The organism is Thermocatellispora tengchongensis (genome assembly GCF_014202315.1).
GTDB classification, from domain to species: Bacteria; Actinomycetota; Actinomycetes; order Streptosporangiales; family Streptosporangiaceae; genus Thermocatellispora; species Thermocatellispora tengchongensis.
On record NZ_JACHGN010000001.1, the window covers coordinates 1 to 13070 of the forward strand.

Annotated in this window: 8 protein-coding genes and 1 pseudogene; 4 read left to right on the forward strand and 5 right to left on the reverse strand. The window is 70.9% G+C overall.

The genetic code is table 11. The features are described 5' to 3' along the window. Positions 1-2413, reverse strand: a 2413-nt coding sequence (locus tag HNP84_RS54655; protein WP_185047229.1) for an AAA family ATPase, incomplete at its 3' end; no start/stop codon positions are given. A 346-nt stretch (positions 2414-2759) separates the two neighbouring features. Further along, the gene (locus tag HNP84_RS00010) at positions 2760-4820 is read right to left on the reverse strand and encodes an ATP-binding protein (RefSeq protein ID WP_246517686.1); all 2061 of its coding nucleotides are present in this window, start codon (positions 4818-4820) and stop codon (positions 2760-2762) included. Between the two features lie 83 nt (positions 4821-4903). On the opposite strand from HNP84_RS00010, the gene HNP84_RS52410 reads away from it, so the two are divergent. Further along, a complete protein-coding gene (locus tag HNP84_RS52410) occupies positions 4904-5077 on the forward strand; it encodes a hypothetical protein (RefSeq protein ID WP_246517687.1) in 174 nt (57 codons plus the stop codon). A 682-nt stretch (positions 5078-5759) separates the two neighbouring features. Here HNP84_RS52410 and HNP84_RS56640 read toward each other — a convergent pair. Next, positions 5760-5834 (reverse strand): annotated as a pseudogene (locus HNP84_RS56640) (hypothetical protein); the annotation flags it as partial. Between the two features lie 136 nt (positions 5835-5970). On the opposite strand from HNP84_RS56640, the gene HNP84_RS00015 reads away from it, so the two are divergent. Continuing rightward, positions 5971-6537, forward strand: coding sequence for a cadmium resistance transporter (locus HNP84_RS00015; RefSeq protein WP_185047231.1), 567 nt, complete (start codon positions 5971-5973; stop codon positions 6535-6537). Between the two features lie 467 nt (positions 6538-7004). Further along, positions 7005-7862 (forward strand): helix-turn-helix transcriptional regulator, encoded by an 858-nt coding sequence (locus tag HNP84_RS00020; RefSeq protein WP_185047232.1) that lies wholly within the window; start codon positions 7005-7007, stop codon positions 7860-7862. A gap of 152 nt (positions 7863-8014) precedes the next feature. On the opposite strand, the gene HNP84_RS00025 is transcribed toward HNP84_RS00020, so the two are convergent. Next, complete coding sequence (locus tag HNP84_RS00025) at positions 8015-8932, reverse strand: NADP-dependent oxidoreductase (protein WP_185047233.1); 918 nt, start codon at positions 8930-8932, stop codon at positions 8015-8017. A gap of 292 nt (positions 8933-9224) precedes the next feature. Between HNP84_RS00025 and HNP84_RS00030 the strand changes: the two genes are divergently transcribed. Then, complete coding sequence (locus HNP84_RS00030; RefSeq protein ID WP_312923184.1) at positions 9225-12317, forward strand: AfsR/SARP family transcriptional regulator; 3093 nt, start codon at positions 9225-9227, stop codon at positions 12315-12317. 143 nt (positions 12318-12460) lie between these two features. On the opposite strand, the gene HNP84_RS00035 is transcribed toward HNP84_RS00030, so the two are convergent. Further along, entirely contained in the window at positions 12461-12946 is a 486-nt protein-coding gene (locus tag HNP84_RS00035; RefSeq protein WP_185047235.1) for a MarR family winged helix-turn-helix transcriptional regulator, read from the reverse strand. Between the last annotated feature and the right edge of the window lie 124 nt (positions 12947-13070).

Genomic DNA, 13070 nt, shown 5'->3' on the forward strand with positions numbered 1-13070 from the left:
ACCACTGACCGTAGTGAAGCCGGGCCAGCGCCCGCGCCAGGGGCCACTGCTCACCCGCCGGATTGACCGTCGCCAGCCGGAAGTGATGCTCGGCCCCATCCGCACCTCCGGTCAACGCATCGGCGTGATGCAGCAGCAGCGTCATCCGCGCCGTCGGCCGCGACCCCAGCGCGGCACGCACCGCCGCCACCACACGCGCCGCCTCCTCCCGCCGGCCCGTACGATGCGCCGCCACCGCCAGGTCGGCGATCACCCGATGCGACAAGAAGTAGTGCAAGGGAGCACCGTCCTCGCCGAAACACTGCCGCAAGTGACGGAAGGCACCATCGAAATCCCCCGCCGCCGCGGCGGCGGCACCGGCCGCGCGCAGCAGACGCGTGTGCGTGGCCCGATTCTCCTCCAGGTCGACCGCCGTCCACGTGGTGTCGGCGGGCATGCCGACCCGCTGTCCGCGTATGGCGGCCAGGGTGATCCGCAGCGCCTCGATATCGATCTCGATATGCCTCAGTTTGTAGACGGCCGCCCACGTCGCGGCCTCCTCCAGATGCCGGTCGGCCTCCGCCCACCGCCCGGTGTCGATCAACGCCGAGGCCATCGGCGCGAACGAGAGCACGGCAGTGCCCATGGAGCCGTACGCGGCGAACAGGGCGTACGCCTGCCGCAACGACTCCACGGCGAGGTCGGACTCGTCGGCGTACCAGGCGATTCCGGCGAACGCCAACAACCGGGTCATTTCCGCAAAGCCGGCGTGCGGCTCCGGCACGTTCGGCCGCCGGACCCGCCGCAGCAGTTCGGGAGCGGTCCTCGGGTCGGTTCCGGCCAAGGACATGGCCCGCACCGCGGTCAAGGATTCGGCCATCGCCGGCTCGGAAGAGAGCGTGTCGTGGCTTCCCGTCTCCGGCTCGTCCAGCAGAGCCGCGATCGGACGCCTGAACTCGGGCAGGCCCGACTGGAACGCGATCCCCTTGAGCACGGCGGCCAGGGCGATCACGATCGCGCGGTCGCTGGGCGGGTCCGGCTCCAGCACGCTCATCAGCACCTGAAAACCCTGCCGCTGGTGGCCGGACAGCGACAGCGACAGGCCGCCGCCGCGGGCCGCGAGAGCCAGCAGGTCACGGTCCTCGGTCAGCGCAGTGATCTTCTCGTACAGCTCGCGGGCCCACGAGGGATCCCCGACATTGTTGACGGCCCGCAACGCCTTGGCATACCGGCGCGCCCCATCCTCACCCACCGGACTGCACTCCGCAGCACGCTCCAACGCCCGCGCCGCCGCGAAATAGCCACCACGCCGCAAAACAAACTCCGCACTATCCTCCAACGCCGCCGCCACCACCTCATCCCGCCCCAGACACGCCGCCGCCAAATGCCACGCCCGCCCAGCCGGATCCGACACCAGCACACCCGCCAAATCCCGATGCACCCGCTGCCGCACAAAAGCCGGAGCACCCTGATAACACCCCGCACGCACCAACGGATGCCGGAAAACCACCCGCCCCGCCACCACGCTCACCAACCCCGCACCCTCCGCCGGAGCCCACACCGAAAGATCCCGCCCCACACCCGCCGCCGCCATGATCGTCGCCAGGTCCTCACACTCCGACGCCGCCGCGTACAGAATCAACCGCCGAGTGACCTGCGGCAAAGCACGCAGACGTGCCACGTACATCTCCTGAATCCGCTGCGTCTGCGACAACCCGTCACCCGGCAACGCCCGCGCACCACCCGTCCTGACCGCCCGGCACAACTCGATGATCGCCAGCGGATTGCCCTGAGCCTGCTCCAGCACATCGATCCGCGCCCGCCCCACCGGCGGATACGGCTGCGCGTCCACCAGTTCGGCGGCGGCCTGCTCGGCCAGCGGCCCCAAAAGCAACGTGGGCACGTCCGCGGCCACACCCTCCGGAGGCGTCTGCCCGCGCGCCGCGAGCAGCACCGAGACATCCTCCATCGCGACCCGACGCATCACGAAGCGCAGAACGTCGAGAGAATCCCGATCGAAGTGCTGGACGTCATCGACGACCAGCAGTACGCGCTGCCGCCGGGAGACGCCTGTCAGCAGGGTCAAGGCGGCCATGTGCAGGAGCATCGGGTCAGGCTGTCCCTCGGCGGCAGCGATGCCCAAGGCCGTCTCGAGTGCTCGGCGCAGATGTTCGGCGAGCATGCCGACGTCGGGCAGTAGCGGGAGAAGGAGTCGGTGCAAGGACGCGAAGGACTGCTGTGACGCGGCTTCGCCGGCCTGAGACATCAGCACGAGCGTATTGTCATCACGCGCATGCTCGGCGGCGGCCGTCACCAAACTGGTCTTGCCCGTGCCGGCCTCGCCGAGCAGGAGCAGTAACCGCGGCCCGCTCGTCCTGCCCTCGACGATGTCCAGGATCTGCGCCATCTCGGTCTTCCTGCCCACCAGCGTCATGGCGGTTCCGCCCCTTCCCGGGCCATGGGCTCGACGACAGGTAGCGGAACGAGCGTGCGGTTCGACGCCAGGCGTGAGGGCCGCGCGATCGTCGTCGTGCGTGTCGTCGCCATTCACGTGGTCGTGCACAGGATCAGCATCGGCCGCGCGACTGCTCATTCGGAAGGCCATTCGCCGCTCAGCACGCTCCTGTCACGGAGCGGACACAGCCGGCCTGGTCACCTCGGCGCCTCCATGGGCGCGAGGCAGACCCGAAGACCCCGGCTGCAGCAGCCGTCCGGTTCGCCCTGCGAGAGCACGTTCGAAGGCGAGGTCGATGCCGCGTTCCAGAAGCTCAAAGGGCGGCTCACCGCGAGTGGGCCGGATCTGCGCCGTACAACTCCCGGTGCCACAGTTGGGCGCAGATCCGCTCGATGCCGGAGACGAGGTGGCGCCGGTAGGTGGCGAAGGGCAGGCCGAGACGTTCGGCGGCCAGTTCCTGGGTCGGAGCGGCGTGGAGGAAGGTGGCGTCGAGCGCGCGGTGGAACTTGGCCGAGCGCGGGTCCTCGCGCAGCGAATCGATTGCCTGTTCCAGCAGATCGCGCAGCGCCCTGGCGGGATGATCCCTCTCGCCGTGCTCCGCGACGAGCCTGCTGCGTGTCAGAGGAGAGCCGGCCAGCGCGTCCGGACGCGACAGGTGGCGCAACGCCTTGCGGACCGCCTCGGCGAACTCCTCCCGCGACAGCACCGCCAGTCTCCCCATCGTCGCGGTCGCGGCGCCGGGCGGGTCGCGTCTCTGCGCTCGGTCGAGGCGCTCCAGCCAGACCTGCGGCGGCACCGCCCGCCAGTCGTGGGCGAACAAGGTGTACGGCTCGTCGCCCAGGTGCCGGATCACGGCGATGTCGTGCATGTCGTGCCGCCGCAAGCACTCCACCTGGTCTTGGCCGGGCCGGCGAATCGCGAGGTACGACCACGCCATCCGCTCCGATCTCAGGCAGTTGGCGATCATCCGCCACTGCAGCAAATCCATGACCGGCGAATTGCCGCGATGACCGGGTAAGACCCACGACCGGCCGACCGCCAGATGCTCACCGGCGCGCAGCGGCGCGGTGGCGCGCGCGTGCGCCCACGCCGCGGCCACGACGGGGTCGGCCGCGCATTCGGCCTCGTCGGGTTCATTGAGACGCAGCCACGCATGACAGGCCACAGGCTCACCGGTCTCCGTCCGCCGGTAGATCCGGAACGCCTCCGGCCGGCGCTTCACCCAGAAGCCGGCGCGCGCCGCCGATACCTCGTCCTCGGCGGCGATGGCCAGCCGCAGGAGGGCGCCGGCGTCCTCGGCCCGTACGACGTCCTCCTGGATCTCGCCCTCGTCGTACCCGCCCTGCGGGGCGTCCATGGACGCGTTTCCGCGATGCAGGTAGCACAGCGCGGCCACCGCGCTCAGCGCGTCGTGGTCGGCCGCCGTGCGCACTTTCTCCGCCAGGTACGCGTGGATACGGTCGTGCATCGCCGCGTAGCCCTGCGGATCCCGCCATCGCAGGTCGGCCTCCAGCACCTCCCGGGCCACGTCGTGCGGGTAGAGCCCGCTGCCGCTCGACTCCACGAACGGCAGCCGCCGCAACCAGTCGAACATCGCCGCGGCGTCCTCCGGCATAGCCGCGCGCAGCAGATCCTCCGTCGTCATGTACGCGTGCGCGCATATCTCCAGAGCGTGCCGGTGGGCGTTCGAGGGAACCTCGCCCACCAACTGGTCCAGCAGAGTCGCCACCACGTCCCGGTCGGGCATCCAGCGCCGGCTCGCCCCGCCGTCCTCCAGCGCCACCGCGGCCCCCAGCAGCAGTGCCAGCGGGTGACCACCGGCGAACGCCAGCAGCGGCTCCCGAAGTTCGTCGGTCACCCCGCAACAGTCCATCAGCGCCTTGGCATGCTGAGGCGGCAGATCGCGCAGGGACATCACTTCCAGCGCCTCGGCCCAGCCCGGATCGGCCTGCCACCGCATGTCCGGCGGGAACCGGCCCGCGATCACCACGAGCGCGCCCACGGGCAACCGCGGCAGGAAGCGCTCCCGCAGCCAGCCCTCCAACCCCTGGATCCGTTCGAAGGTGTCCACCAGGAGTACGGCCCGCTCGTCACGCAGCACCGCCTCCGCCTCGGCCTCGAACGCCGCAGGCGAGGGATCCAGCGTCCGCCCATCCACCCTGGCCACCGACCACCCGGCGACCGCCGCCTCCTGCGCGAAGCGCCGCAGCAGCGCCGATTTCCCGATGCCGCCGGGGCCGTGCACGTAGAGCACGCTGCACCGGCCGCCGGACAGCGCCGCCCTGAAAAGCGCGAGCTCCTCTTCCCGGCCCACGAATGCCGGCTCGCACGCCGCCTGCGAACGCCGTCCGAGCAACTCGGGCTTCCCGCCCATCCCCGACGACATACGCATGACTCTAGCCTCTGACGATCCCAGCCTCTGCCCAGCTCGAGGACGGCCGGACCCTGGCCTGCGCGGGAAAGGACGGCGTGTCCCTCCTGGACGCGGCCACCGGGCGCGTCCGGAACGACAGCTTCCGGCAGACCCTGGAGTGGACGTGCCACATCTGCGCCAGGAACGGTGCCCGGCTGCGCTTCGACGGCCGTCACCTGGTCGCCTTCGCGGGCCGTGACCTGCGCGTGTCATGGACGACGCCGTGGTGACCGTGGACCTCGCCCCGCGCATCACGTCCACGCCGATGGAAGGGCCGGCCGTGCTCAGCCCCGACGGGCGGTGGGCCGCGGTGCACGACCCCCGGGACCAAGAGGTCAGGCTCCTGGCCCTGCCCGGCCGCCGTGAGGTGCGCGGTTCCCCGTCACGTCGGAGGAGTTCATGACGGGCACGGGCTTCGACCGGACGGGCACGCGACTGCTCATCGTGGAGTCGCCGCACCGGGTCAGGCTGATCGACCTCACGAAAGTGAAGGAGATGTGGTCGGTTCCCGCGCCCCGGGGGGAGAACTCGCCGCTCAAGGTCGTGTTCTCCCCCGACGGCGGGATCATCGCCCTGCTCATGGGACCGGCGGCGCAGATGGGCGACAGCCGCGTGGTGGTGTACGACGCGGCCACCGGACGCGTCCTGCACGACCATCGCACGGCGACGTTCCCTCTGGGGCCGTTCACCGACGAGGGCAAGACGCTCGACACCGCCAGTGGCAGGTTCCTCGCCGTGACCACCGGCGAACCGGTCGGCCGCGGCTACGACGAGGCGTACTCCGGCGCGCGTGCGCGGGGAGCACTCGTCGTGCTGGTCATCGACTCCATGACCGCGGGGACCCATCTGCACCCGGTTATGCAGGGTGTACTCGTTGACACCAAGAGCTCGCGCGACGTGCGAGACGGGCTTGCCGGTCTCCTTGACGATCCTCACCGCTCGGGCCTGGAACTCAGGATCAAAGCGACGCCTCGTGGTTCCCGCCACGACCAAACCTCTCCCGGTTCGGTCTCCATGTCACGAGGGGAAGCCCAATTCCGCGGGCCGCGTCACTCGACAGCTCGGACGGATAGATTCCTGAGCCGTGGATGGGATCGTAGGGACCCTGCTTACGGCCGCCGGCATGTTCGTCGGCACCAACGTGGACGACATCATCGTCCTGACCGTGCTGTTCCTGTCATCCCGTGCCACCGGTAGTCCCAAGGTGTGGCAAATCTGGGCAGGGCAGTACGCGGGGATCGCAGTGCTGGTCAGCGTGTCCGTGATCGCGGCCCTTGGGCTGACGATCCTTCCGGACGACTGGGTCGGCCTGCTCGGCCTGCTTCCCTTCGCGCTTGGCGTGCGCAGCCTCGTCTCAGCCATCCGAGCCAGGAACAACGGCGAAAACCACGCCCCCGCCGTCGCCTCCAACATGATCTCGGTGGCTGGAGTCACGATCGCCAACGGAGCCGACAACCTCTCCGTCTACACCCCCGTCTTCCGCACCATCGGCGCCGGCCCTACCACAGTGACCATCGGCGTCTTCGCCATCGGCGTCGCCGTCTGGTGCCTAGCCGGATCATGGCTCGGGTCGCACAAGAAGGTCATCGAGGTCGTCGAACACCACGGACGATGGATCGTCCCCGGCGTGTTCATGGCCATCGGCGCTCTCATCGTCATCGAATCCGGTGTCCTCCGAAATATCTACTGACGACGGGCCTCGTAGCGATGGGTGATGGACTTTCATGCCTCCGGCCGGGGCACTCCGGCTTCGGGATGATCGCGGAAGGGCTCGGGTCGAATGCCGTAAGTGGCTGAGGCGGGAGGCTGATCATCCCGCCATCGACCCGGGACAGGACTGCTATCTCGCGCACCCCTCGCTGCTGCCCATCCCGGCCGGACTCCGGGCTCGCGCCGGCGCCGCGATCCGGTGCAGCCTGCTCGACCACCACGGACACGAGCAGAAGCCGGCCTGGGCCAGGCCGGCGGCGTTGTTCGAGGCAGGAATGCGCTCGGCCGGCATCGACATCGCGTCCCGGGCTGCAACCGACCGAGCCCAAAGATGACCATCGCTCGTCTCGCGGAAGGGGGACGGTAGATCCTGCGGCTGGGTCAGGAGCGGAAGGTGGTGATGGCGTCGCCTGCCCCCGTTTATGGCGTTGGCCCACAATGGCGGCCATGGATCTGCGTGAGTTCGGCGAGTTCCTGAGGTCGCGGCGGGACCGCATCCAGCCCGCGGAGGTGGGACTGCCGGTCGGGACGCGGCGCCGGGTTCCCGGGTTGCGCCGGGACGAGGTGGCGGTGCTGGCCGGGGCTTCGACCGACTACTACAACCAGCTTGAGCAGGGGCGCGGCGCGCAGCCGTCGGAGCAGATGGTGGCGGCGCTCGCCCGCGCCCTCCGGCTGACGGAGGACGAACGGTCGCATCTGTACTTCCTGGCCGGCCGCCCGGTTCCGCCGCGGCACGGTCTCGCCGCGCACGTGCACCCCGGCATGCTGGACCTCCTGGAGCGGCTGCCCACGACGCCGGCAGCCGTGATCACCGACCTGCACGCCACCCTCGTCCAGAATCGCCTGGCCACCGCGCTCCTCGGGCCGATCAGCACGGCGAAGGGCCGCGAGGCCAGCTTCGTCTACCGGTGGTTCACCGATCCGGAGGCCCGCTCCCGCTACCACCCCGACGAGCATGATCACCAGTCTCGCGTCTTCGTCGCCGACCTGCGGGCCGTGGCGGCGCGCCGCGGCGGGGACGAGCAGGTGACCGGTCTCATCCGCGAGCTGCTGTCCTCCAGCGCCGAGTTCGCCGACCTGTGGGCGCACCAGGAGGTGGCCGTACGGCGGGCCGACCGCAAGCGCCTCATACATCCGGAACTGGGCGCCATCGAGCTCGACTGCCTCAGCCTGCTGAGCGAGGACGGCACCCAGCGCCTGCTCTGGTTCACCGCGCCGGTCGGCGGCGACTCAGCCGAGAAGCTCGCCCTGCTCGACGTCCTGGGCGGCCAGGACATCGGCACGGACCGGCATCCGACGCGCTGAGCCCTTCGTCGCGCCTCGCCTGCTCGGGGTGGCCGGATCGACCGCGACGTTGACGGCGCTTCGGCGACGCGGGCGCGGACCTGCTCAGGGCCTGGGGCGGGGGTCGGTGCCTGGACGGTGCGGATGGCGTCCGGGCCGTCCGGTGTATCTCGTCACGGCTGGATGACGACCTTGCCCTTGGCGTGGCCCTCGGCGAGGTGGTCGAACGCCCAGGCGGCGTCCGGCAGCGGGACGATGCGATCGACGACGAGTTCCAGCCCCTCGTCGGCCGCGGCGGCGACCTTGGCGAGGCGATCGGCGTCGGTGCTGTGGAACAGGAACTCGGCGCGGATCCCGCGGCCGGCGGCACGCTCGACATCCGGCGGGACGTTGAGGCTGATCAGCAGACCGCCCGGGGAGAGCACGTCGAGGGAGGCGGTCTCGGTGTCCCCGCCGATCGGGTCGATGACCACGTCCGCGTGCCGGGCTTCGACGCGGAAGTCGGTCGTGGTGTAGTCGATCACATGGTGCGCGCCGAGCTTCCTGGCGATCTCGGCACCCGCCGGTGAGACGGTGGTGACGACGCGGGCGCCCGCCTTCCGGGCGAACTGGATGACGAAACCGCCGACGCCCCCGGCGCCGCCGTGAACCAGCACCGTCTGACCGGGCTGGAGTTCCGCCATCTCGACCACCGCCTGCCACGCCGTACCGGCCGCGGTCGCCAGGCCGGCGGCGAGATCGAGCGGGACCGCGGCCGGGGCGGCCGCGAGGTTCGCGACAGGGACGGCGGCGTACTCCGCGACGGCTCCGCCCGAGATCGGGTCGGTACGCGCGATCACCGCGTCACCGATGTTCCAGCCGGAGACGCCGGGCCCGATCCGCTCGACGGTCCCGGCGAGGTCGGTGCCCACCACCGAGGGGAAGGCGATCGGGAAGAAGTCCTTGGCGTGACCGGCGCCGATCTTGACGTCGAGCGGGTTCAGCGCCGCCCCGGCGACCAGGACCAGGACCTCGCCCGGGCCGGGGTCCGGCTTGGGGATATCGGTGACGACCGGGCGGACGCCGTACGCGGTGTACTGCAATGCCTTCACGAATGTGTGCCTCTCAGTGCGGGGGCTGGGCCTCCAGCGGCGAACCTTCGGCAACCCACGCTCGCCGAGCCCGGCCCGTACGAGAAGGCGGAGCTCACGCTGGTGATGGCGGCACCACTTTCGCGGTTGGCGGTGCAACTCGACGTCCTCCAGCGCCGTCCTCATGAACGTCTTGGCGACGCTCAGGTACCGCGCATCGGCGGTTGGCCGGTCGTCGCCGGGGTTCGGCACAATTGCTGATGTGCGAGTCGGATTGCTCGGGCCGTTCGAGGTCCGGAACCAGGATGGGGCCGTGGTTGAGGTTCCGGGGATTCGGCTGCGCGCACTGCTCGCCGCGCTCGCCCTCGAACCCGGCCGGATCGTCACGCGCGCCAGGCTGGTGGACTGGATCTGGGGGCAACGGCCGCCCGCGGACGAGGTGAACGCCTTGCAGGCGTTGGTGTCCAGGCTGCGCAGGGTGTTGCCCGACGGCCTGATCGAGGCGGACTCCGGCGGGTACCGGCTGGCCGTGGCTCCCGACGCCGTGGACGTGTGCCGGTTCGAGCACCTGGTGGGCCAGGCCCGGGCCGCCGAGCCCGCGGCGCGGGCGGAGCTGCTGCGCTCGGCCCTGGCACTGTGGCGCGGTACGGCCATGGCGGACATCGCACTGCAGGACAGCGACGCCTTCGACGCCGCGGTCACGCGTCTGGACGAGCTCTACGTCGCCGCGCTCGGCGATCGGGTGGATGCGGATATCCGCCTCGGCCGCGGCTCGGAGCTGATCTCCGAGCTGACCGAACTGGTCGCCGCGTACCCGCTGCGGGAGGGGTTCGTGGCGGCCCTGATGCGAGCGCTCGCCGAGGCGGGGCGCGGCAACGAGGCGTTGACCCTGTACCAGCGGACGCGCGAGCGGCTCGCCGAGGAGCTGGGCGCCGATCCCTCGGCCGAGCTCGCCGCGCTGCACACCGCGTTGCTGCGGGGCGAGCTGGGCGAGCGGGCGGAGAACCACAGGACGAACCTGCGCGCCGAGCTGACGAGCTTCGTCGGCAAGGACGATGACATCGCCGCGGTCGCCGGTCTGGCGATCAAGCACCGGCTGGTCACCTTGACGGGGCCGGGCGGCTCCGGCAAGACCAGGCTGGCCACCGAGACCGCGCGCACGATGCTCACCGAGCTGCCGGACGGGGCGTGGCTGGTCGAACTGGCCTCGGTGCGGGCAGGCGGTGACCTGGCGCAGGCCGCCCTCACCGCGATCGGCCTGCGTGACCAGCCTGTGCTCGGTGACGCGCGGGGTGGGGAACCGATGGATCGGCTCATCGCCGCGCTCCGGGAGCGCGCGATCTTGCTGATCCTGGACAACTGCGAGCACGTGATCGAGGAGGCCGCGGCTTTCGCGGACCGGCTCCTGGGTGAGTGCCGCAGGCTGCGGATTCTGGCCACGACCAGAGAGCCGCTCGGTATCACCGGGGAGATGCTGTGGCAGGTCGAGCCCCTGGCGCTGCCCGCGACGGGAGCCGACCCCGCCGAGATCGGGTCCTCGCCCGCGGTGCGGCTGCTGCGCGACCGCGCGGAGCTGGTGCGCAAGGACATCGGCTCCGACGCGCACACCCTGTCGGCCATGGCGCGGATCTGCCGGGCTCTCGACGGGATCCCGCTGGCGATCGAACTGGCCGCGGCACGGCTGCGCACGATGTCCATCGATCAGCTCGCGCGCCGGCTCGACGACCGGTTCCGCCTGTTGACCAGCGGCAGCCGTACCGCGCTTTCCCGGCACAAGACGCTGCGCGCGGTCGTGGACTGGAGCTGGGACCTGCTGTCCGAGGCCGAACGCGGCGTGCTGCGGCGGCTCTCGGTGTTCTCCGGCGGGGCGAGCCTGGAGGCGGCCGAACGCGTGTGCGGGGGCGAGACGTTCGCCGGGGAGCAGGTGCTCGACGTGCTGACCGCGTTGATCGAGAAGTCGCTGCTGCTCGCCGACGGCGAAGACTCGCCGCGCTACCGGATGCTCGGCACCATCAGGGAGTACGCCGCGCACCGGCTCGCCGAAGCCGGGGAGGCCGAGCCGGCGCGCCGGGCGCACCTCGCCTACTTCACCGAGCTGGCCGAGACGGCCGATCCGTACCTGCGCCGGGCCGAGCAGTTGGAATGGCTGTCCACGCTCCAGGCCGAGCACGACAACATCAGTGCGGCCCTGCGCGGGGCCATCGCCGAGGGATGGGCCCAGGAGGCGATGCGGCTGGTCGCCGCCGCGGGCTGGTACTACTACCTCAGCGGGCAGCGGGCCGAGGGCACCGAGCTGAGCGTCGCGGCGGCCTCGCTGCGGGGTGAGGTCTCCGACGAGGTACGGGCGATGGCGTACACCCTGGTGTCGGTGTTCCTGACCTCCGCGCCCGGCCGCGATCAGTACGAGGCGCAGGAGTGGATCCACGAGGCGCACCGGCTGACCCAGCGCAGCGGGTACCGCAACCCGCTGCTGGGGTTCGTCGCGCCGCTGGAGCGGATGCTGCGGGAGCCGACGGAGTTCCTGCCCGCGTTCGAGCCGCTCATCACCGACGACGATCCGTGGGTGCGCGCGCAGGCCAGGCTCACTCGTGGCCGCCTGCGGCTCACGCTCACCGGCGACGTGACCGATGTGGACGACGACGCCGAGATCGCCCTTACCGAGTTCCGCACGCTGGGTGACCGGATGGGGATCTCGCTGGCGCTGGCCTTCCTGGCCGACCGGCTCGCCATGCGCGGCGAGTTCGCCCGCGCGTGCGAGCACTACGAGGAGGCGGCCGTGGCGCTCACCGAGGTGGGCGCGACCGAGGACGTGGTCAGCCTCCGGGCGCGGCAGGCCCACCTGTACTGGCTGCTCGGCGATGAGCGCTCCAGCACGTCCGCCATGGCCGAAGCGGAGCGCTGCGCGAGCGGGATGGCCTGGCCCGACACGCTCGCCGACCTGGCGTGGTCCAAGGCGCAGCTCGCGCGCCGGCGCGGCGAGCCGGACGAGGCGTACCAGCACCTGGCCACGATGCGGGCGACCTTGGGCGAGACGGAACTGACCGACATGGCCCGCGCCAGGGTCATGGATCTGTACGGCTACCTCACCGAGGACCTCGAAAAGGCCCGCGCGCATCGGGCCGAGGCGTTGCGCGCGGCCGTGGAGACGGCGTATCCGCCGCTGATCGCCGAAGTGTTGATCGGGGTCGCGGATCTCGCGCTGCGCCGGGGACAGTACGAGCAGGCCGTGCGGTTGCTCGCGGCGAGCGACGGCGTACGCGGCACACCGGATCGTTCGCAGCCCGACGCGTCCAGGATCACCGCGGAGACGCGGAATCGCCTCGGTGAGATCCTGTTCACCGAGGCGATCCACGACGGTCGGCGGCGTGACTGGCGCGAGCTGGCCGAGATCACCCTCGCTCCGTGAAGTGACAACGTAGTGCCCGGCGACGACCACCTTCGCGGCGTCGGGGACCGGCGGCGTGGTCAACACGTTGATCGTCGTGGTCTTGGGCCCGAGCGGGGCGAAGATCGTGCCGGGCCCGGACATCCGGGTCGCCCGGGGCGTGGTCAGCCGTCTTGTTCCTTCTCGATCGCCGACTGGGCCTGCAGATCGTCGACGAACCTGCGCATCATGCGTTCGAACTGGTAGAGGTCTCTGTCGCTCCACTCCGCGAACACCGGAGCGGCGAGCCTCTGCCGGGCCGCGTCGAGCGCGTCGGTGACCCGGCGGCCCTCGCCGGTGATCACCGCTTCCTTGACCCGTCGGTCCGCGGGGCTCGGACGCCGCTCGACCAGGCCGAGCTCGGCGAGCTTGGCCACCTGCCGGCTCACGGTGGTGTGGTCGCGTCCCGCCCGTTCCGCGAGCTCGACCACGCCGATCGGCCCGAACCGCTGGATGCCCACGAGCAGGAGGAACAGGGCACGGTCGAGATCGATGCCCGCCTCGGCGATGAGGGCCTCGTCGCGTTGCGGCAGGTTGAAGAGCGCGATCAGATCGACGAGCGATTCATGAAGGCGCCGGAACGCGGCTTGCCGACGGTGTTTGGAGACCATGCGCGCTTCGATGCCTTACGTGCGCCTTTGAACGAACGAGACGTGCCAAGGCGAGGATACCGGCGATCTCCGTCGGGCGGCCCGTGACCGGCCGGGACGCCGCCTCGGCGGCGGTGGGGGCGTG

Excerpts from the sequence above, each read along its gene's own strand:
- HNP84_RS00010 (WP_246517686.1), bottom strand. The coding sequence starts at position 4,820 with ATGTCGTCGGGGATGGGCGGGAAGCCCGAGTTGCTCGGACGGCGTTCG.
- HNP84_RS00015 (WP_185047231.1), top strand. The coding sequence starts at position 5,971 with ATGTTCGTCGGCACCAACGTGGACGACATCATCGTCCTGACCGTGCTG.
- HNP84_RS00020 (WP_185047232.1), top strand. The coding sequence starts at position 7,005 with ATGGATCTGCGTGAGTTCGGCGAGTTCCTGAGGTCGCGGCGGGACCGC.
- HNP84_RS00035 (WP_185047235.1), bottom strand. The coding sequence starts at position 12,946 with ATGGTCTCCAAACACCGTCGGCAAGCCGCGTTCCGGCGCCTTCATGAA.